The sequence below is a fragment of the Anabaenopsis elenkinii CCIBt3563 genome (assembly GCF_015245355.1).
GTDB classification, from domain to species: domain Bacteria; phylum Cyanobacteriota; class Cyanobacteriia; order Cyanobacteriales; family Nostocaceae; genus Anabaenopsis; species Anabaenopsis elenkinii.
Map to the genome: position 1 here is coordinate 780,647 of NZ_CP063311.1, position 22,343 is coordinate 802,989.

Sequence of the window (22,343 nt, forward strand, 5' to 3'; positions counted from 1 at the left end):
CTCACAGGTATTCCTCAATTGCTTTAAATATCCCTTGAGGAATATCATGTTCTGTTGAGTAAACATAATTATATTTCTTCTCGAGTTCTCGCCAATTGATCCTACTATTAGATAATATCTCTGTGGTAAATATTTCTAATGCTTTACCAGATAAACCCCTATCTAAACATCTTCTCATAAATAACCAACTTTCCTCAATTTCCCCAATACATTCAAAGGGTGTATGTTCTGCTAAACCTAACATTTGTCGGAAAGTGGCGATTAAATCTGTATCATCAAATAAGTTAACTTGAAAAACCTCATTGACAATATCCATGTTACAAAATGCCATTAAACCCAACCACACATAGGCACATTTAGGGCATTTCTTACACCAAGGTTTCCTGATATTACAGGAATGAATCTTGTATATCAGTTCCGGGTATCTACTAAAACATTGAAAAATGCGGAAATCATAAATAGGTTGTAGCAGACTGAAGTATTTAAAATTAGTTAATAGGTTTTCCCGAATAAATTTGTCTAAAAGGCTTTCTGCTTCTAATCCTTTACCCCATTGATGATTAACTTCTTTGTTTATTTCTTGCCAAACCAGATTACCACTATTAGCGCTTTTTTCATGAGCGAGGCATAGATAATTATATCCCTGATTTAACATCAGAATCAAAGATTGAAAAACCGAAACAGGTGTTTCTGGCGCAGTAATGCCAGAGTTTTCCGGGAAATATAATTTTAAAAAGGGAAATTCATGGAAATCATCATAAACAGATATGTGATGTTGATGATTGGGATGAGTACATTCTAATACTTGGGAAATCAATTGATGTTGAAAATCAGCTTTACCATAGACACTATGGGAATATTGCATAGAGGCAAAGGGTATACCAGCTGCTTCCAGGATTTTGATGGCTATAATACTGTCTTTACCACCACCACAAGCAGTGAGAATAGATGGATTCTCACCTAAGATTTTACCAGGTTGAGGATTACCTAGCTCCTGAGAATAGATAATTTTGGGTTGCTGATAATCGGTGATATTATTCTCATACCAATGTTGTGCAAATACACCTTGATAAATTTTGACAAACAAATCCAGGGTAGCAGGTTTTAGATATGCAGCCACAGTAGAAATGTCGTAATATTCAGGAAATAAAGAACATAACTTCATCCCTTCAAACAGGGCAATGTGAGCAACTATACCATATATGAAGGGTTGAGAGTATTTTGCTATCAGCCGAGAAAAGGCCACATCATGATAGAAAATTTTAGTAGAAAATACAAATTCGTCTGCATCATAGATGATTTGCACATGATGTTCATGCACAGTGAAATTACTTATTTTAACTGTCTCAATTTTCATGATTCATCATATTATTGATTTACCATCCCCATGTACCTGGTCCTCCCTTAAATGGCCCAACAATATCCGCAGTTATCCATCCTCCGTAAAAGTCCCCTCCTTGGGGTGTCACTAGCTCATCATTTACATAACAGGCATCCATCAATACGGCAATAAAGCCATAGTATTCCTGAATGGGGATGAAATTTGGGGTAGGGGCAAAATATCTCCAGGCTGCATACTGAATATATCTATCAGCAATACTAATATCATAGTATTGATATGCACCTTTCCACTCACAGAGATTTTTTTTAGGAGTTGCAATCAGGTGTTCTAGTCGAACATCTTCAGGGGGGAAATAATAGGTGGGGGGATGACTGGTTTCTAAGACTCTTTTCCCCCTGGTGGTTTCTGCCAAGACAATACCACCGCAAATGACTTTTAAATGTTTATTTGTGTCTTGTAAAATTGCCGGACGGGGGTAGTCCCACACTGATTCCTGTCCAGGTTGTGCGGGGATGGGATTTGGTCTGATCATCTTATTTTCTCAAGAGTTTGTAGTTATTTTAATTGGAAACACTACCAGCAGTAGCCATTTTTGTCAGCCCACCATGGTAGTTGATTAGTTTAGACTCTGCTTTACCAAAGGTATTACGTCTATATAGTGCAGTCCAATTATGTCTTTCAGGATCATATAATCCCAAAGCCGGCACTTCCACTAATCCGATAGTTGGAGCTTTTAATTTCATATCAATCTCCTGCCAGTGCAAACTATATCAAGGTTTTGATTTAATAGATTATAGCTATGAGGATTAAGAATTAACAAATACCAAGCCAATTCAGAGGATATAATATTATCTACTTTTATCTCAAAAAAATTATTGACTCTTAATAATATTCGGAAAATCCTCAATCTTCAATATTTTTGTTGGCAGAAAGCGGAATGAGAATTCCTTGGTTGAGAATATGATCCAGTAAAACTTGTGCAGAATGCTTTGAATCTCAGCTTTCCTGGTTTAACCTTGGTTAAGGTTCGTCACAATAGGTGAGACTGTGCGATCGCTAATTCTGTAATTCTGTGTTTGTTGGCACTCGCAAATAATTTTCTGGCTCTAGCTTGGCTTGAACTGAGCTTGAACTGAGCGCAGCCGAAGTTAATGTCCTTTACGCCCAACATCCTTTAACCCCAACCTATCCCTATCAGCTTTTAGACAGGGTTTTTAACCCCTGGTTATCTCTGGCTGCGCCACCCAAGCCATCAGCTTCCCTTCTTCTGGGCACATCGTAGGTCATGAAATCATAAGCCATATGTGTATTAGGAAAGATCGCCCTGGCTTCACTGAGTAAATCTTTTAATTCGATGCTGTTACCGGGAGCATATCGGGGACTGAAATGAGTCATAATTAGCCGATGCGCCCCACCCATCAAAGCTGTTTGCGCCGCCATGGTGCTGGTAGAATGCAACCGATCAAAAGCTAAATCTGCATCTTGATGGGCAAAGGTAGCCTCATGAATCAACACATCTGCATCTTGTGCTAATTCTACCGCCCCATCAGTATAAATTGTATCTGTACAGTAAGCTATCTTGCGCCCAATTTCTGTAGGTCCACATAATTCTTTACCCTTAATTACTCTCCCGTCCTTGAGTGTCACCGTTTCACCCCGCTTGAGTTGACCGTAAACCGGACCTGGGGGAATTTGTAAGGCTTTGGCTTTTTCGACATCAAAGGTTCCCGGACGGTCTTTTTCTGCAACTCTGTAACCCAATGCTGTAATGCGGTGATGTAACAAACCACAGGTCACGGTAAATTCATTATCCTCATAAATGATTCCGGGACGAATGGCATGAACCTTGACAGGATAGGAAAAATGTGTATGTGAGTACCGGGTAGCAGCTTGAATATATTCATTTAATCCCGGTGGTCCGTAGATATCAACTCGTTGTACATTCCCAGCTAACCCGCAACTAGCCAAAAGTCCCATTAAACCAAAAATGTGATCACCGTGCAGATGGGTGATAAAAATTCGGGATATTTGACTCATTTTCAAGTCACTCCGCAAAATTTGATGCTGAGTACCTTCGCCACAGTCGAATAACCATAGTTCTGCCCTTTGAGGTAATCTTAGCGCTATGCTCGAAACATTGCGCGATCGCGTGGGTACACCAGAACTCGTCCCTAAAAATGTGATCTGCACAGCGTCTTTTCGCTTTCCTTTGACTAAATTGTTTACTCTCTATCTTGACACGGTTTTTGCGAAAAATACAAAAGCCTGTATTGCTGGTATAACTCCCCCAGGGGGAAAACCCAAGGTTTCCCAGCATTTTCACAGTCAGCAGCGATGGTTGTAGTATCATGAGAATCACCCGCTGGCTCAACTTTGTGATTTTTATCCGCTTTAAAGTAGAAGTCCAGAAGATGAAATTTACATTAAGCTGGTAAGTTGACTTCTCCCAACCTGTACTAGCGAGAAAGACAGAGCATGACAGGCATAATAGAATTTAAAAGTTCTTCTGAATTCTCTCTCGGTATGGAAATTGAGTTACAATTACTCAATCCCTATACCCTGCAATTAGTAGATGGGATTTTACCTTTATTGGCACACATCCCAAAAAATTCTTGCATCCAGCCAGAGTTTCAGCAAGCCTCCGTTGAAATTAGTTCCAGAGTGTGCCACAATATCCACGAGTTAGAAACTGATATTTTAGCTATTCTTTCTCACCTTAAGCTGCAATGCCAGAATCTGGGTATGAATATCTGTGCATCTGGTACTCATCCATTTTGCGATCGCTTTACCAATGTTACACCCATTCCCAGGTATCTCGCCCAACAAGCCGCATCGGGCTATCTCGCAGATATGATGATGACCTTTGCTCTGCAAGTTCATGTGGGAATGCCATGTGGTGATACAGCTGTAGATATCATGGCTAAACTCCAACCTTATCTCCCCATTTTACTGGCCCTGTCTGCTAGTTCACCTTTTTGGTGGGGGCGTAATACTGGTTTTGCATCTTATCGTCACAGCTTCCTATCATCATCGCGCACCTATGGTACTCCTGGGTTTTTTCCCACCTGGAAAGATTTTTGTCAATTCTTTATTAACGCCCAAAAGGCGGGAATGTTTCAAATTATCCGGGATATTCACTGGGATTTACGACCTCAGCCAGATTTGGGAACCTTAGAAATCAGAGTCATGGATGCTCAACCAACAGTAAAAGAGTCCATCATCCTAGCGGCCTTTATCCATTCCCTCATATTATACCTCTACCACTACCCCCAAGGACAACACAGAGGATTTTTGTTATCCCCCCTACCTTGGTTAATGGAAAAAGAAAATTTTTTCCGAGCGTCTCGCTGGGGTTTAGATGCAAATTATATTGAAAATGAGCAAGGTGGCACTAGACCCATAGGCGATATAATTAAGGATATATTAGATGCGATCGCCCCCACTGCTGACAATTTGGGAGAAAGTTCATACTTGCAACTACTGGCGCAAAGATTAGAAACCGGCCCTAGTTATACCCGTCAGCGACGAGTCTTTGAAAATACAGGTTCTTTAAAAGCTGTAGTTGCTTCTTTGGTGAAAGAACTAGAAGAGGAATTAACAATTTCATCCACAGATGTAGACCCATAGAGGCTTAGTGTGTAGGTACACAGATGAGATCAAGACGTGTAACTAATTGTAAATTATTTGCTTAAACAGAGTAAATCTTACTAAATCCCGCTAGACTAAAAGTAGTTGATTTAATGAGGCTTTGATGCAACATGTCACTCCCAAGGAAGCAGCTAAAATCCTTGGTGTCCATGTCTCCAGTCTCAGGAGATGGGAAAACGAAGGCAAGCTTAAAGCAATCCGTACACCAGGCGGTCAAAGGCGGTTCATCCTCGAAGAAGTCGAAAAAATCGGCGGAATACCCAGGACAATTAAAACTATTTGCTATGGACGAGTATCGACTCATTCCCAGCAAGACGATTTGCAACGACAACTTGAACACTTACGCACAAGATACCCAGAGGCTGAAATTATTTCAGAAGTTGGAAGCGGACTCAATTTTAAACGGAAAAAATTCCTCGCAATTCTGGAACGAATCATCGACGGCGATATCCAACGTATTGTCGTTCCCCACCCTGACCGACTTGTCCGATTCGGATTTGAGTTGGTTAGGTGGTTATGCACAAAATTTGAGTGCGAACTCGTGGTTCTCAATGACCGCAAGCTCAGTCCAGAACAGGAACTCGTACAAGATATACTGTCGATCATCCACTGTTTCTCTAGCAGGTTACACGGGCTTAGAAAATACAAGTCAAGCATCAAAGAAGACTTACAAAAAGAAGTCGCGTCACAAGGAATCGACAAAGCACTCACCGAACAGTGTATTGAAAATCAGGCTATTTCCTAGCAAGGAATTACATCGAGTCTGGAAGCGTTGGCTTGCTGCTTATCGTTATTACTTCAATCAATGTATCAGTTATCTTCACAATAATTACGATACTCAAGTCAGAGTAATTATTGATAAAAAAACTAGCCAAGAAAAACAAGTCAAGATATCTGCTGAAGAGTTAGATAAAATAGCTCAAAAAATGGATGTACCGCCATGGGTGAAAACCTTACCAGGGCATCAACGTCAAGAAGCTTGTTTTGAGGCATTTGATGCCTTTAAACAGGCTCGCACTCAAGGTGGTAGTGCGAAATTTAAAAGCTGTAAAGCCACAAGCCAAACTATCCAATTCAAGGTTGGTAATTTCAAAAATGGTACTTGGTATCCGCGCACAACCAAAGGTTTAGGTTTTACTACAATTGGTCAAACTATTCCTGAACAATGCGAGTATGGTACAGAAATTGTTTACCGTCGTGGTAAGTGGTTTGGTTGCTTTCCTGAATATAAAGAAACTGTACCTACTGGCAGTGACAGGGTAATAGCAGTAGACCCTGGTAATCGCACTTTCTTAACTGGTTTTGATGGCGAGAATGTCTTAGAAATTGCAAGGGGAGACATCGGACGCATACAAAGATTGTGTCAGCACCTTGACAATCTCATCAGCCGTTCTACCAAAACAAGATGCCGTCAACGTAGAAAGATGCGTATTGCTGCTAATCGTGTAAGAGAAAGAATTGAGAATTTAATTAAAGATTTGCATAACAAAGCTGTTAACTTGCTGGTTAATTCCTACAAAGTAATTTACTTACCAACCTTTGATTCTAGTCAAATGGTGATTAAAAGACGTAGCGGGAAGAAACGCAAAATCAACAGTAAGTCTGTACGGCAAATGCTGACTCTTTCCCATTACAAATTTGAGCAACATCTTAAACAAGCTGCACAAAGAAAAGGTGTAATAGTGGTTCTTTGCAATGAATCATATACATCAAAAACATGTGGCAACTGCGGTCATGTTCACCATAAGCTAGGTGGACACAAAATTTTTAAATGCCCACATTGCGGAATTCAGGTCTATCGTGATGTGAATGGCGCACGCAATATTTTATTGCGTGCTTTGCAAGCAACTGCCTTTACCGTGACCCATGATTCTATCGTGCTTTCTGAGGAGTCAGAATTGACGGATGCCATAGTTAATCTAGTTTAATCGCTTTGATTAGCTTAAAAGTTGCACTTTTGAGTTACAATATCTTGGTACAATATTACAGCTTACCCGTGGGTGTAAAACCAAAAAATGAGTATTCACAAGCCAGACTACAATCCCAGTGGAATAGGTGAAATTAATGGTAACATCTTTGGATTGCCATCGGACTATGAGTCTGCTAACTTGATTATCATTGCTGTACCCTGGGAAGTGACCGTATCCTATGGTGCTGGTACTGCCAAAGGACCACAACAGATTCTTGATGCTTCTGTACAAGTAGATTTATTCGATTTAGATCGTCCCGACGGTTGGAAACAAGGCATTTTCATGATGGAAATTCCCCCGGATATTTTCCAAAAAAATGAATATTATCGTACCTTGGCAGCTAAAATTATTGAACGACTAGCACAAGGTAACCCACTGACAAATACACCCGATTTAACTCCCGTCCTCACAGAAATTAATCAAGCAGGAAAAGAACTCAATCAATGGTTATTCACCCAGTGTCAAACAGCAATCAACCAGGGTAAGAAAGTTGCAGTTATTGGTGGTGATCATAGTGTACCTCTAGGTTACTTCCAAGCCTTAGCTACCAAATACCCCAACTACGGCATTTTACATATTGATGCTCACGCAGATTTACGCGATGCTTATGAGGGGTTTGAATTTTCCCATGCTTCTATCATGTTTAACGCCCTGAAAATACCGCAGATATCTAAACTAGTGCAGGTAGGGTTGCGTGATATTTCCCATGAGGAAGTGAACATAATTGGCCAATCTCATCGGCGGATTATCCCTTATTACGACCCCATTATTAAACAAAAACTTTACGCCGGTAACACTTGGCTTGATTTATGTCGAGAAATCATCAGTCATTTACCAGAACAAGTTTACATTAGCTTTGATGTGGACGGACTTGACCCTAAACTCTGCCCAAATACAGGTACACCTGTTCCCGGAGGATTAGAATTAGAGCAAACCTTTTATTTATTCCGGGAATTAGTCAGAAGCGGTAGACAAATTATCGGTTTTGATGTGTGCGAAGTTGGTAATGCGCAGTGGGATGGTAACGTCGGGGCGCGAATTGTTTACAAACTGGCCAATTTAATCAACTAGAGAGCGCATTTCAATGGCTGACCCAAGCGTGCAGTACACAAGGTCTAACGGGGTGACCTAACAGCACAAATTACAGAAAAAAAATACTGGGCTGACTTGATAAAATACGTATAAACCACATAAACGTATGTAAATCATAAATTCTGCAACGCCCTTTGTCCCTACAATATACATAGCATTAAAACTCACCTATGGCTGACGCCACGCTACGCTATCATGAATCATCCCCAAAATCCAGGTAAATATGATGCAGTGCTAGGTGGCACAGGTAAAGCTCCTGAAAGTATGGAAGATCTGCTAATCTGGTATAGTCATCCAGACCCACAAATCAGGTTGCAAGTTATCCCTCAAGCATTGAACTATGGGGAGGAAGGTATTGATTTACTTCTGAGAGTTTTCAGTACAGATGAGTCAGCAGAAGTTAGACATACTGCTTATTGTTTACTACTGTCTAAATATAAGAAACTAGTGGAGGCTGTAAAAGCCTATCAACCTACAACAACCTCAAACTCTACACCCATCATTGCCATCAACCTCCAAACCTTTACTTTTCAAGTAGTCACCACCAACCAACGCAGACAAATTATTAACCGCCGTTACGCCAGCGGGAGATACTTTGTGGAAGACCTAGGCAATGGAGTCACCCTAGAAATGGTAGAAATCCCCGGGGGAACATTCATTATGGGTTCACCAAAAACTGAAGTAGAAAGAAAAGGTTGCGAAAGTCCCCAGCATCAGGTAACAGTACCCGGCTTTTTCATGAGCAAATACCAGTTGACCCAAGAACAGTATCAAGCTATTGCCGATGATAATCCTTCTTGTTACCAAGGTAATAAACGCCCGGTTGAAACAGTTAACTGGGATGATGCTGTTAACTTCTGCCAAAAACTCAGCCAAAAAACACAGAAAACCTACACCTTACCCAGCGAAGCACAGTGGGAATATGCTTGTAGATCCGGAAGCACTACAGCATTCTATTTTGGTGAGAGTATTACCCCTAATTTGGTAAACTGCCATGGCAATTATCCCTATGCATCAGCAGCCCGAATCCGCGATCGCAGGGAAACCACAGATGTAGGGACTTTTCCCCCTAACCCCTTTGGTTTATACGATATGCACGGCAATGTGTGGGAATGGTGTTTAGATACTTGGCATAATGACTATGAAGGTGCGCCCAGAGATGGTAGCGCCTGGATTAATGATGGCTGTCTTCGTGTGGTGCGAGGCGGCTCATGGTACTACAATGCTGCAGCTTGCCGCAGTGCTAGTCGTCATTGTAATTCCCAGGATCATCGCAGCCTCAACTACGGTTTTCGGGTCGTGTGCATTTCTAAGATTTAGGATCCCTTCAAACTTTCTCTCCCCCATCAGGTGGGTATTTGTAATATATCACAGACCAAGGGATTCTGGGAATAACCGTAAACAAGATTATCCGACTATGGAACCGCAGCCACCCAAGCTATGATTTGATGTCTGCAAAGTCGCTAATCCCCAGTGGGATGATAACCTGGTGCAAATTCAATACTTTTAATCTTTATTAATTCTTCGATAATCAATTCTTAACTTTGGGAGTGCAATATATACCCGTGGTTATAGCCTCTCGATGATTCATGAACAACTTTAGAGTAAGAGTTTCCCTATCCCCAACATCTTACCCTCCCTGAGTTAGTGAGAATCAAATGGGATTGCCACATTACGCATATTCTCATGGGGGGAATCTTAGTCTTTTGGGGGGCGGAAGACTGAGCCATCCCACCAACTTAGCCATGAGAATCACCAAAGTCTCATAACGCCGACAGCGAAAGCGTAGCAGTTGGTTCCATACTGGGGTTGACTTTCACCTATTGAGATTAATAGGGTTTCTCACACCGAATTGAAACAAACCTATGGCTACGCACGGCGGTAGATATCGCGCAGCGCCCAACTCTATTATACCTCTTTGTTCTCAACTTATTATGTCTCAACTACAACTAAATCTGCTTGGAACCTATGCGACTAATATTTTTAATCGTAGTGCTGCGGAAATTGTCGTCCATGACCCCCAGACTCAAAGGCTATTCGTAGTCAACGCCAGCGCGCCAGCAGTAGAGGTGCTGGATATTAGCAACCCCAGTAATCCCACTAAGCTATTTGAAATTGACCCCTCTGTCTATGGTGCCACAGCTAATAGTGTCGCAGTCTCTAATGGTATCGTCGCAGTAGCTATTGATAACCCCGTCACCACTGAACCAGGTAAAGTAGTATTCTTCGACACCAATGGTCAATTCCTCAGCGCCGTCATAGTGGGAGCCTTACCGGATATGCTCCTATTTACCCCTGACGGCACTAAAGTATTAGTAGCCAATGAAGGGGAACCCAGCGCAGACTATACCATTGACCCAGAGGGATCAGTTAGTATTATTGATATTTCTGGGGGGGTCGCAAACCTGACCCAAGATAATGTCATCACCGCCGACTTCAGAGCTTTTAATGATCAACGAGATGCTTTAATCGCCGCTGGTGTGCGGATTTTTGGACCCAACGCCACCGTCGCCCAAGACCTGGAACCAGAGTATATTGCTATCTCTGGGGACTCTCGTACCGCCTATGTAGCCTTACAAGAAAATAACGCGATCGCCGTCCTAGATATCCCCTCCGGGACATTCACCAATATCATCCCCCTGGGTTACAAACCCCACGGAGCAGAAATATTCACCTTTGACCGCACCACCTTACCCCCCTTCAATGGGACAACAACAGTAGAACCGGCGACTAGTGGGGAAATCTTGTTAGGTGGGTTAGGTGGAATCTTCTTTGAAGGATTTACCGACACCGGGAAATTACAGTTTATCGGTGTACCAGACCGCAATCCCTCCAGTACCCGCGATACCACAGGGGATGGTAGAATTGATGCTCGCGTCTTTCCCTTTGCTGATGCACCGACGGAAATTGTCCGCTTTGAGCTAGACCGCAACAACCGTAAAATCACAGTTACCGAACGTGTACAATTGTTCCGGGAAGATGGTACAACCCCAGTTACCCGCTTACCCAATATCCAGGGGGATGACGATGGTCTCACCCCCATCGCCCCCGACGGAACCCTACTAGAATTTGACCCCTACGGCGCGGATTTTGAAGGAGTCCTCCGCACTCCCGATGGTAGTTACTGGTTAGTAGATGAATATCGCCCCGCCATTTACCACTTCAACCCCCAGGGGATTTTAATTAACCGCTTTGTAGCCGAGGGCACAGCAGAACGAGCCGGACAACCGGTAGGAACCTTTGGTTTAGAAGTTCTCCCCCCTGAATATCTAAAACGGCGGGATAATAGAGGCTTTGAAGGTATAGCTTACCAAGATGGCAAGATTTTCGCCTTTACCCAGAGTCCCTTAAATAACCCCAGTTCTCGTAACTCCCAAGTAATTCGGATTTTAGAACTGGATATAGCCACATCTACAACCACCGGTGAATATCTCTATCAATTAGTAGGGGGTCAAAGCGATAAAATCGGCGATGCGGTCTCCCTAGGAGAGGGTACGGGTGAGTTCTTGGTAATTGAGCGAGACTCCGACCCCGGGCGTGATTCCATTAAAAATGTGTTCCGGATTACCTTAGAAGGTGCTACTAATCTGAGAACTGTAGACCCAGCTATATTACCAGCAGGTGCTACCTTTGATAGTTTACCAGTATCCCAACTACAGGCTTTAGGGATTAACCCAGTGGGGAAAACCCTAGAGGTGGATTTAGCCAAGATCGGTTATGACTTTGTGGATAAACCCGAGGGATTGGCTTTAATTGATGCTCACACCATCGCGGTACTCAATGATAATGACTTTGAAACAGTCTATCCCCTGGCTTTGGGGTTGATTGATTTACGCAGTGTGAATAATCCTTTGGATGTGAGCGATCGCGATGGGGCGATTAACATCACCAATTACCCCAACCTGTTCGGGATGTATCAACCCGATGCGATCGCCCTCTACGAAATCAACGGACAGACTTACATCGTCACAGCAAACGAAGGAGACGCCCGAGATTACCGCGGTTTTGCTGAAGAAGCCAGAGTAAGAGACCTCATACTTGACCGGGATAGTTTCCCCAACGCACGAGAACTACAACGAGATCAGAACCTAGGTCGCCTCACAGTCACTACTGCTAATGGTATCAGTGATGGGATTTTCTTTAGATCCACCCTCACCGGCGCCCAGGAAGTCACCCCAGTCACCACTCCCGCTAGAGGGAACGCAGTATTAAAACTCAACGATGACCGTACAGCTTTGAGTTATGAACTGACCATTACCGGGTTAGACTTCGGTCCGGTGTTAGGCTTGAGTCCCCGCACCCCCGACCCTAGTGATGATGTAACCATGTTACATTTCCATCAAGCACTCCGGGGAGCAAATGGTCCCGTGGTGTTTGGTATTTTAAACCCCAACCAAGACCCAGACCTGAGCTTTAGCTTTAACGCCGATGGTTCCACCACACTAAACGGGATTTGGAGAGAAAGCGACCCAGCTACCAAAGCACTGAGTGAATTTGTCCCCACCCTACTCAATGCCAATATTGGCGATGAAGTAGACTTATACTTTAACGTCCACACTGTACGTAACCGCTCCGGGGAGATTCGCGGACAACTCACTTCCACCCTGGCATACAATGAGTTATATGTGTTTGGCGGTCGCTCCTTTAGCATCTGGGATACTCAAGGTAATTTAGTTTACGACAGTGGGGCAGAATTTGAAGAATTTATTGCCGAACGCTTCCCGGACTACTTCAACTCTAACCACAGTACCACGGATTTTGATACCCGCAGCGACAACAAAGGACCCGAACCAGAGGGGGTAGCTATTGGGGAGATTGATGGGCGGATTTATGCTTTCATCGGTCTAGAGCGGTTTGGTGGTGTACTTACCTATGACATTACTAACCCCGCCGAGGCCTTCTTCGTAGACTACGTTAACAACCGTGATTTTAGCGTCGCTTCTAACTCAGGTCTGGCGGGAGACTTGGGGGCTGAGGGGATAATTTTCATCCCCGCCGCCGATAGTCCCAATGGGGAACCTTTGGTAGTAGTCGCCAATGAAGTCAGTGGTACTACTTCTTTATTTAGCGTTACCCCACCCCCCCCTGGTAACAATGCACCTATACTGACTAACCCCATTCTTGATCAGATCGTTCTATCCAATTCTAGTTTCACATTTACTCTACCTACTGATACCTTCTTAGATGTAGATGTAATTAACCCCTTTAAAAATTTAGTAGTCTTCGGTGATAGTATCTCTGATACTGGTAACTTATACGCTGCTACAGGTAACCTGTTCCCTCCACCGCCAAATTACCAGGGGCGTTTTTCTAACGGTTTAATTTGGGTTGATTATTTCGGCGGTGAGTTAGAATTTGCCCCGGAAACTGTGAAAAACTTTGCCTTTGGCGGTGCTACAACCGGTGAATTTAGCAGCGATCCTCTATTACCCATTCCTATACCAGGATTACTCACCCAAGTTGAGCAATTTATTAATTTAACTGCTACTACTCCTATTGGCGCAGATGGATTGTATGTGATTTGGGCTGGTGCTAATGATTTTCTATCGATTCCAGCAGATGTCAACCAAGCTATCACTAATGCTGTAAATAATATCAGTAGTGCCATCAGGACCTTAGCACAGTCAGGCGCTCAAGAGATTTTGGTAGCTAATTTGCCAGACTTGGGACTTTTCCCCGCTTTGAGAAATACTCCTATTGCTCCAGGGGCTACAGCTATTACTACAGGCTTTAATACTGCTTTAAGTGCAGCATTAAACAACTTAGCACCCAGTTTGAATGTCAATTTATCTTTGATAACAGCAGATAAATTTGCTGAATGGCAGGAAGATAACGGTGTCCTCCAGGAGTACGGATTTACTAATTATACAACTCCTCTGATTAATATAACTGACCCTGTATCTGCGGATGAATATTTCTTTTGGGATGAAAGACATCCTACTACTAAAGGTCATCAATTTCTTGCGGAAACCTTGAGAAATCAGCTGTTTGATCAGCAGCTGATTCCAGATTTCCTCACCTACTCAGCCACATTAGAAAATGGTGAACCCTTACCTTCATGGTTAACCTTTAATCCCGTTACTCGCACCTTTAGCGGTACACCGGGTAATGAAGATGTCGGTACTTTTGAGATCACCGTCACTGCTAGAGATACAGCGGGTACAAGTGTGAGTGATACCTTTTTATTTAGCGTTATCCCACAGACCTTTACCCTCCAACTGTTCCACTTTGCAGACCAAGAGGCGGGTGCTTCGGCCTTTACAGATATTCCCCGGTTCTCAGCTGTACTCAATGCTCTCAAAGCAGAGGATTTAGACAATGATGGTATACCAGGTTTCCCCAATACCCTTGTTCTCTCTTCCGGTGATGCTTATATACCTGGTCTGTTCTTCAATGCTTCCCAAACAGTTTATGACGGTGTTGGACGGGGTGACATTCTCATTCAGAATGCTTTAGGGGTCCAAGCTATTGCTTTTGGTAATCATGAATTTGACCTTGGTACGTCGATAGTTAGAGATTTGATTGTTGGGGATTTAGCAGCTGGTTTCCCTGGAACCGCCTTCCCTTACCTGAGTTCTAACTTAGATTTTAGCACTGATAGTAATCTGGCTGACTTGGTAGTTGCTGATGCCCAAGCTCCCCTACCTAACAGTATTGCAGCTAGTGTGGTGATTGATGTCAATGGTGAACGAATTGGTGTTGTTGGAGCTACTACCCCCACTCTGCCTATCATCTCTAGTCCGGGGAATGTTACTGTTAAGCCACAGCCCTTTGGTGGCGATCCCACCTCAGCCCAACTCGATGCCCTAGCTGCTGAAATTCAAGCTGATGTGGATGTTCTTTTAGCGGCTAATCCTGATATTAATAAGGTGGTGTTACTGGCTCATATGCAGCAGTTAGCCATTGAGCAGGAGTTGGCAACCCGGCTACGCCATGTCGATATTATTGTGGCTGGTGGTTCCAATACCCGCTTGGTGGATGAAACTGACCGCCTCCGGGCCGGGGATGCAGCCCAAGGACCCTATCCCATCTTCACAACCGATGCTGACGGCCTCCCCGTGGCCATTGTGAATACAGATGGTAACTATAAGTATGTAGGTCGTTTAGTTATTGACTTTGATGCCAATGGCGTAATTATCCCAGAAAGCTATAACCCAGCTATTAGTGGTGCTTTTGCTACCGATGCTCAGGGAGTGTCAGACTTGGGGGCTGAAGGTCTGGTTGATCCGCAAATTCAAGCCATTGTGGATACTCTGCGTAATGTGGTTGTGCAGCAGGAAAGCAATGTCTTTGGAATTAGCACAGTGTATCTCAATGGCGATCGCAATAGTGTACGAAGGCAGGAAACCAACTTGGGTAATCTGACTGCCGATGCTAATTTGGCGATCGCCCGGGAGTTTGACCCCGAAGTAGTCATTTCCTTGAAAAACGGCGGCGGTATTCGTGACAGTATTGGTCGAGTAGTTGTACCGACAGGTAGTACTGGGCAATTTGAAACTCTGCCCAACGAAGCCGTGACAGATGCTAACGGTAACATTGTCAAGCCGGAAGGTGGCATTTCGGAAAACGATATCGTCAATTCCCTTCGTTTCAATAATGGCTTGACATTGGTGACTGTTACTGCTACAGAACTTTTAGCTTTGGCAGAACACGCGATTGCCTCTACAACCTTGGATGATTCGGCCACTCCGGGGCGTTTTCCTCAAGTGGCTGGTTTCTCCTTTAGTTTTGACCCCTCCCGTCAACCAGGTAATCGTGTTCTCTCTCTAGCCATTGAAGACGAAACTGGCAAAGACTTGGATGTAGTGGTGAGAGGTGGGGAAATCTTCGGTGATCCCAACCGCACCTTCCGCATGGTTACTCTTAACTTCCTCGCTGGCGGTGGTGACGGCTATCCTTTCCCCCAAGGCGAAAGCGCCAACCGAGTAGATTTAGCTCAAACCATCGATGCACCCCGCACTGGTAACGCTACTTTTGCACCCGATGGTACTGAGCAAGATACTTTAGCAGAGTACCTATTCCGCAATTTCTTGACTACTCCCTTTAGTCAAGCAGATACACCTCGTGAGTTGGATACCAGACTGCAAAATCTAGCTTTCCGAGCCGATACTGTCATTGACCCGGTGATTGAAATTGTCAGTATACTTAGTGGTTCTCCTACAGCCGATGACTTGACTTTAACCAGTACTCAATCAGGTATTACCGTGTTTACCGGGGATGGAGATGACCAGGTAGATGGTAGTCAAGCTGTTAGTAGTGCAATATATGGCGGAACGGGTAACGATACCATCTTGGTGGGTAGTGACGGTTACGCCAGTGGTGGCGATGGTGACGACACTTTAATAATTGGTGCTCAAGGACCTGCTAGGGGTAGCGTTTTAGATGGCGGTCGAGGTAATGATACCTTGATGGTTGTGGAAGCCAGCGGCGCTAACATCCTCCTGGGTGGGGCTGACCATGACAGCTTACAGGTAGCAGAAGGACGGGGACAAATGCTGTTTGGTGGTTCCGGTCGAGATGTGCTGCGCTCTAGCCCAGATGGTCATAATCGCCTCTATGGTGGTTCCGGTGATGACCAACTGTTTTCTACCGTGGGCGATCGCCTGTTTGGTGGCGATGGTAATGATAGTCTTTACGCCGGACAGGGTGGTAATAATTTACTCTGGGGCGGCGCTGGAGCAGATAACTTCTGGTTAGTAGTTGGCGGTTCCCTACCCAATGCACCCAATGTTGTCAAAGATTTTCAACTAGGTATAGACCGGATTGGTATGGGTGGTATTACCGCCAACCAAGTTAGTTTATTCAGTCAAAATAGTAACACGCTAATTCAAATTGGTGGTACTAATGTCGCCCTTATAGAAGGGGTAAATTCAGCCCAATTTAATCTCAACGATTCCAGTCAATTTGTCTTTGCTTAAATCAGATCCCGGAATTTCTTACAGAAATTCCGGGGATCTCCCCTTAAGTAAACGTGAAAATACTACCCCAAGGAGATTTTACACCATGTCTGAATTTAGAATTAATCCCTATCTGCAAAATCCATCATCTCAAGGGATTTACATCACCTGGTTTACCGAACAAGATATACCCGGGAGATTAACTATAACCGGACCGGGTTTAAATAACCCTCTGGCTTTAGTTAGTACCCCCACCTTTCAACCCCTCTTAACCTATACTACAGCCGAGAAAAACCAAAATATCCCTGGACTGGTCCAGGGTTCTTGGTTAATCAGTGATAATAACTATAAGCACAGTATAAATGTGCAAGGTTTATTACCAGGTAATACCTATAACTACACAGTTACCCTGGGGAGTGAAACTTTTACCTCCACCTTTAAAACCGCCCCTAGTAATACAGACTGGTCTAGCGTTCGGTTTATAGCCATGGCTGACAGCGAAACCGAACCCCTGGGACGGGTGACTAATCGGGAATGGCAACCGGGTGCTTTAGCCACTAACTCCATAGAACGCCCGGCACTTAGTAATAGTCAGTGGGCTGACACCTTTGGCACATCTGGCTCTGGGGCAAACCAAACCCTACGTTATGCCCTCACCGAAACGGAAGGCTACCGACAAAACCTAGCTGTAGTTAACAGTCGTCACCCTGACTTTTTGATGATGCCGGGAGACTTAGTACAGGGAGGTGGCTATCAACCCGGATGGGATGAATTTTTTAGACACAACGCCGGAGAGTTTGATAGCGGTTTATCTCAATACCCCATATTACCAGCTTTAGGTAACTGGGAGAACTTCGGCGCTCTCAATGGCGGCTATGGTACAGATAGGGATGGTCGATTTGGTCCTAAATTTGGGCGGGATAAGTATCATATTTACTTTGATGCCCCTGACAACGGCACTCCTGAGCATCGGGATAATTACTATCGCATTGACTACGGTCCAGTAACTATCCTCACCTTAGATAGTTCTAATGGGGAGCCGGATGACCGGCGCTCTAACTATGGTGGGGAAGGACAACCGCCTAAAATTAGTGGTAGGGAATATACAGGACCGGGAACGGATACTCAGGAAAACTACACCCGTGAGCAGTATGAAGCCGCTGGGGGAACTGACTTAGCTGATTTCAATCCTGGTAGTATTCAGTGGAACTGGGTCATGGAGCAACTTAATGATGCTCGCAGCCAAGGACAGATTATTTTTGTGCAGTTTCATCATGTACCTTACAGCAGTGGGGAACATGGTCAACCGATGAATCATGTCCTGTCCACTGGACAAGCAGGAACACCGATGCGCCAGTACCATAGTATGTTTGAGCAATATGGGGTAGCTGCGGTGTTGGCTGGTCATAGTGAAATGTTTGAACGCAGCTTTGTAGATGAGGATGGCGATGGGATTGGGGTAAGCTATTACGATGTTGGGGTAGCTGGTGATGGCTTAAGAGGACAAAAACGGGATGGCTCCGGGTTAAACAGACCTTTACTCAACTACAACGAGTTTAGTCAGTGGACTGCTGACCAAAGTGAACCAGAGTTGTGGGGTGAGGTGAATGGCGTACCCCAACTGATTGATGGGGGTAAACACTACGGTCACCTAGAGGTAAACCTTCAGCGGTTAAACCCCGCTGGGGGAGCTAGTGCTAAGGTAGTGATGACTCCCGTCTATGTTTTCCCTATCTTAGATGCCAACTACAATTTAATCAACACAGAGCGCCGGGTTTATGGCGATGAGATTTTGTTGTTAGCAGATACACAAGGTCGGATAGCCACAGCGCCTTTAGACCCTAATCCTTTAATTTTTGGTAGTGCGGAATCTGACGATATTGTTTTAAACCGTAACCAACCACTGAAAACAGTATTTTCTGGTAATGGGGATGACGTAGTTGATGCCAGCTTGGTCTCCTATGTAGAGGTTATAGGTGGCACAGGTAATGACACCATCATGGTCGCAAGTGTATCTTTCGCCAGTGGTGGCGATGGGGATGACACCTTAATGATTGGTACCCAGGGTTCTGGTAGTTCCAGCGTTTTAGATGGCGGTCGAGGTAATGATACCTTGATGGTTGTGGAAGCCAGCGGCGCTAACATCCTCCTGGGTGGGGCTGACCATGACACCTTACAGGTAGCAGAAGGACGGGGACAAATGCTGTTTGGTGGTTCCGGTCGAGATGTGCTGCGCTCTAGCCCAGATGGTCATAATCGCCTCTATGGTGGTTCCGGTGATGACCAACTGTTTTCTACCGTGGGCGATCGCCTGTTTGGTGGCGATGGTAATGATAGTCTCTACGCCGGACAGGGTGGTAATAATTTACTCTGGGGCGGCGCTGGAGCAGATAGCTTCTGGTTAGTAGTTAGCGGTTCCCTACCCAATGCACCCAATGTTGTCAAAGATTTTCAACTAGGTATAGACCGGATTGGTATGGGTGGTATTACCGCCAACCAAGTTAGTTTATTCAGTCAAAATGGTAACACCCTTATTAGGGTGGGGGGTACAGATGTCGCCCTCATCGAAGGGGTGAACTCAGCCCAATTTAATCTCAACGATTCCAGTCAGTTTGTCTTTGCTTAAAGTAATTTCACCCTGATTTCCCCGACCTTGAGGGGGTCAGGTGAGTCTCGGACTTCTGACCACAAAATTCTCATGTGAGTACAGACGTTCCGACGGAATGTCTGTACCTATAGAAGACCGGGATTTCCCTTAACTAAAGTAGTTTCTTTGACCTGGTGTTATCAGCCAGTTGTTAATTCAACTCAAAACAGGACATCTTTAAAATGAGCATTCTTTTCATTAACTCCATTACTGATAACAACATTGTCAGTTCAGCAGAAGCTCAAACTGGCTTTAATATCACCGGTGGCGGTCAGCCCGGAGCAACCGTACGCCTGACCTTTGATAGTACCCGAGAATTAGCAGGTGGTAACACAACAGTAGTAAATCAAAATGGTCAATGGTCAGTCCCAGTTGTAGCGGCGGATGTCAAAGCCTTTGGTCAAGGGATGCAGAGAGTTACCGCCTTTCAGACCCTTGGTAATACTTCCTTACAACAGTTTCGGACATTCAGAGTCGATGCAATATTCATAGATGACCCTGTTATTGACCTCATCACCGATACAGCCATTATAAATGCAGCAGCTACAGCTACTAGTTTGACCGTTACCGGTACAGGTAAACCCGGAGCCACCTTGAATCTAGGCTTTACCAGCGGACTAACCTTGACCGGAAACAATACAACCATTGTCAGGGAAGACGGTACTTGGTCTGTAGATATTGCCGTAGCAGATATTTTTATCTTTGCTCAAGGGGGAGAAGTATTAACTGCTACTCAAAGTGAGGGAGAAGGTAACAGCCTACCAACTACACAACCCCTAGTCAACCAATCAGGATTTACCCGCATATTTGGTACTGACGGTGATGATGAACTTTTTGCTCCCAGTAGAGGGAATGCTCAGGTATTTGGGCTAGAAGGTAATGACATTCTTGATGCTACCCCTAACCTATCAGGACAGGTCATTTTATATGGAGGTCCAGGTAATGACACCCTCATTGCTGGTAATAACCATACTCTCTACGGCGGTGATGGGGATGATACCTTATTCGCCGCAGGCAGTCTTGGCCAGAATATATTATATGGTGGCCCTGGTAATGATCTTCTGATTGTTGTCGAAGGTAGCCACAATCAACTCTACGGGGGAGCCGGTAACGACAGGTTGATAGTCTCAGACGGTGGTGGGTTCAATCGTCTGTACGGCGAGGAAGGAGACAATATTCTAGATGTTTCTAGCGGTACTGGGAATAATCAACTGTTTGGTGGTGCAGGAAATGATATCTTAATCGCCGGAGCCGCCACCGATGAACTGTTTGGTGGTGCAGGAAATGATCAATTATTTGCCGCTAACGGTGGTATTCTCACCGGGGGCAGCGGTGCCAATACCTTTTACCTCGCCAATGGCTCCATTCCTTCCCAACTTGCTATTATTACGGATTTTCAACCAGGGGGCGATCGCTTAGTAGTTGCTGGTCTACCCGCCCTCACAGCCGTCAAGCTAATTGAGGAAAATACAGACACCATTGTTATTGCCTTATTATCAGACACAGAAGTCCCCCTGGCTTTACTCCAAGGTGTTCCACCCACTGCATTAGTAGCAGGTCGTGATGTCTTTTCTCAGACAGAAAGTCTTTTAGAACCCATTAATCTTGTGATTAGGGAAACCTTCCAAGTCACGAGTTTTGAGCAGAACCCCAGTGGCGTTGTCTTGACATTCAATGATGATCTTAATCTCAGTGTCCTTAACCTGTACAGAGGATTAGACCCAGCCAATCCACTCGCCCCGGTTACTGATTTACCAGACCTCATCCTCACCGATAGTGCTGGAAATATCATCAATGGTTCACTCATTTGGGACCAAGGCAATGCCAACACCCTCACCTTTGTTAAAACAGGTGACATTCTAGCACCCGGTAATTACACCCTGACCCTGGAGAGCCGTAATGATGGTTTCGTTAGCACGAATGGACGCTTACTAGATGGTAATGAAGATGGTTTCTCAGGTGGTAACTTTGTTCGGGAATTTACCGTCAATAGCCCCACAGTACCAGTCCTCACCTTACCTGACTTTAGCCGTGCCCCTGGTCAAGAGGTAAACAGACCTGCTGGTGGGGGTCAATTCGCTCCCCTACCCATCCGCATCACCAATCCCGGTGGTGTAGACAACATTAGCTTTACCTTGCAATATGACCCAGACCTGCTGGTTGTTAGAGGAGCAAATGTAGTCGCATCCGGTTGGAATTTCACCTCTAACCCCACCATCGATCCTTTAACAGGACGAGCTGAGTTTACTCTGAGTGGATCTGCCCTCAATGCTAGTACCGACTTAATCACCTTGGATGCTCGGGTTCGAGAGACTGCAACCTACGGTGCTAAAGGTGTACTGCAAATACTTCCCGGTGGGGGCTTAGTAGGAGACAGTGCGGTACAACTGGTAGCATTAGTAGGAGATACCACCAAAACTCAAGAGTATCTTTCTACAGATGCGGCCTTAATTTCTCGTGTCAATGTCGGACTGGATACAGGTTTTAGAGCTTTCCCTGTGACTGATCCTCTGATTATAGGAGACGTTACCGGCAACGGAGTGTTAAACTCCGCCGATTCAAGCTCTTTGGTCCGAGCAGCGGTGGGACTGTCTAGCCCTTTCCTCCCACCATTGGTTTAAAAAGATTCAGATGGGGCGGTTTGACCGCCTCTATTTGGTTTAAATTCCCGTTGTAATTAACGTGAGTCTTCACAATTCCCAATCCTATGCTTTAGTATGCAGAGAATTATTTAATTAGATTTCAAA

The 22,343-nt window shown here is 44.6% G+C and carries 13 protein-coding genes; 9 read left to right on the forward strand and 4 right to left on the reverse strand.

Going from position 1 to position 22,343, the window contains the following annotated elements; translation table 11 throughout:
• Position 1: 1 nt before the first annotated feature.
• From IM676_RS03570 to IM676_RS03585, 4 genes are all read right to left on the reverse strand, one after another.
• Entirely contained in the window at positions 2 to 1,357 is a 1,356-nt protein-coding gene (locus IM676_RS03570; protein WP_200988951.1) for a hypothetical protein, read from the reverse strand.
• Positions 1,358 to 1,376: 19 nt separating this feature from the next.
• Positions 1,377 to 1,874 (reverse strand): DUF427 domain-containing protein, encoded by a 498-nt coding sequence (locus IM676_RS03575; protein WP_200988952.1) that lies wholly within the window; start codon positions 1,872 to 1,874, stop codon positions 1,377 to 1,379.
• A 28-nt stretch (positions 1,875 to 1,902) separates the two neighbouring features.
• Positions 1,903 to 2,085 carry a hypothetical protein gene (locus tag IM676_RS03580; protein ID WP_200988953.1) on the reverse strand — a complete coding sequence of 61 codons (183 nt, stop codon included), beginning with the start codon at positions 2,083 to 2,085 and terminating at the stop codon, positions 1,903 to 1,905.
• Between the two features lie 451 nt (positions 2,086 to 2,536).
• Positions 2,537 to 3,532 (reverse strand): ribonuclease Z, encoded by a 996-nt coding sequence (locus IM676_RS03585; protein WP_200988954.1) that lies wholly within the window; start codon positions 3,530 to 3,532, stop codon positions 2,537 to 2,539.
• On the opposite strand from IM676_RS03585, the gene IM676_RS03590 reads away from it, so the two are divergent.
• The 9 genes from IM676_RS03590 to IM676_RS03640 all read left to right on the forward strand — a co-directional run bounded on the left by IM676_RS03590 (position 3,468) and on the right by IM676_RS03640 (position 22,217).
• Entirely contained in the window at positions 3,468 to 3,686 is a 219-nt protein-coding gene (locus tag IM676_RS03590; protein WP_200990304.1) for a hypothetical protein, read from the forward strand. The genes IM676_RS03585 and IM676_RS03590 overlap by 65 nt on opposite strands.
• A 131-nt stretch (positions 3,687 to 3,817) precedes the next feature.
• Positions 3,818 to 4,969 (forward strand): carboxylate-amine ligase, encoded by a 1,152-nt coding sequence (locus IM676_RS03595; RefSeq protein WP_200988955.1) that lies wholly within the window; start codon positions 3,818 to 3,820, stop codon positions 4,967 to 4,969.
• Positions 4,970 to 5,090: 121 nt separating this feature from the next.
• Entirely contained in the window at positions 5,091 to 5,735 is a 645-nt protein-coding gene (locus IM676_RS03600) for an IS607 family transposase (protein ID WP_404799818.1), read from the forward strand.
• A complete protein-coding gene (locus tag IM676_RS03605; RefSeq protein ID WP_200988957.1) occupies positions 5,713 to 6,918 on the forward strand; it encodes an RNA-guided endonuclease InsQ/TnpB family protein in 1,206 nt (401 codons plus the stop codon). The genes IM676_RS03600 and IM676_RS03605 overlap by 23 nt, the downstream gene beginning before the upstream one ends.
• 87 nt (positions 6,919 to 7,005) lie before the next feature.
• A complete protein-coding gene (locus IM676_RS03610; RefSeq protein ID WP_200988958.1) occupies positions 7,006 to 8,031 on the forward strand; it encodes an agmatinase family protein in 1,026 nt (341 codons plus the stop codon).
• Positions 8,032 to 8,247: 216 nt separating this feature from the next.
• Positions 8,248 to 9,372, forward strand: a complete 1,125-nt coding sequence (locus IM676_RS03615; RefSeq protein ID WP_200988959.1) for an SUMF1/EgtB/PvdO family nonheme iron enzyme — start codon at positions 8,248 to 8,250, stop codon at positions 9,370 to 9,372.
• A gap of 614 nt (positions 9,373 to 9,986) precedes the next feature.
• Positions 9,987 to 16,970, forward strand: a complete 6,984-nt coding sequence (locus IM676_RS19710) for a choice-of-anchor I domain-containing protein (RefSeq protein WP_225880442.1) — start codon at positions 9,987 to 9,989, stop codon at positions 16,968 to 16,970.
• 85 nt (positions 16,971 to 17,055) lie between these two features.
• Positions 17,056 to 19,575 (forward strand): M10 family metallopeptidase C-terminal domain-containing protein, encoded by a 2,520-nt coding sequence (locus IM676_RS03635; protein ID WP_200988960.1) that lies wholly within the window; start codon positions 17,056 to 17,058, stop codon positions 19,573 to 19,575.
• A gap of 203 nt (positions 19,576 to 19,778) precedes the next feature.
• Entirely contained in the window at positions 19,779 to 22,217 is a 2,439-nt protein-coding gene (locus tag IM676_RS03640; protein WP_200988961.1) for a calcium-binding protein, read from the forward strand.
• Positions 22,218 to 22,343: the final 126 nt, after the last annotated feature.